At 31.9% G+C, this 451-nt stretch carries 1 protein-coding gene; it reads right to left on the bottom strand.

Annotated features, from left to right (window positions below):
• Positions 1 to 440, bottom strand: a 440-nt coding sequence (locus K5Q73_RS21955) for an EpsG family protein (protein ID WP_374706901.1), incomplete at its 3' end; no start/stop codon positions are given.
• Between the last annotated feature and the right edge of the window lie 11 nt (positions 441 to 451).

Here is a 451-nt window from a genome sequence, read left to right as displayed (position 1 = left end):
ATCATTACTATTAGTATAAATAGAGTACTCACTCTCTTTATTGTCATCATTATACTTGTTATTATATCGGGTCTGAATTGATCCGACCCATATACGATTAACTGACCACGCAACTTAGTGCCTTCAGAAAATATTGTAATCAATTGGTTTGATATGGTACTAATAAAGCTAGAGCTAAGTAAAATATAATTTGCGAACGCCAGCACAACAAAAACAAACAAATAATTACTTAATGACATCCTTACAGACATCTTTCTAACGTAATACATCAAAAGAAAAATCAATGAACTGTAATGAAATATAGCTGCAAACATCACAATTACAACAAAGGTTTTTATTTTATCTTGATAGAGCCTTTCCCCGGCTAAAATACAAAACATCAAAGCTAAAACCTGTCGATTAGAGCCCATAACTCCTAGCAAATGCCCTGTGTATAGCAATAAAACAATAT

Origin of the sequence: Shewanella sp. MBTL60-112-B2, from assembly GCF_019655055.1 — a bacterium.
In the GTDB taxonomy this organism is placed as follows: Bacteria; Pseudomonadota; Gammaproteobacteria; order Enterobacterales; family Shewanellaceae; genus Shewanella.
The sequence above is the reverse complement of the archived record's forward strand: the minus strand, read 5'-3'. Positions and strand labels throughout refer to the sequence as shown.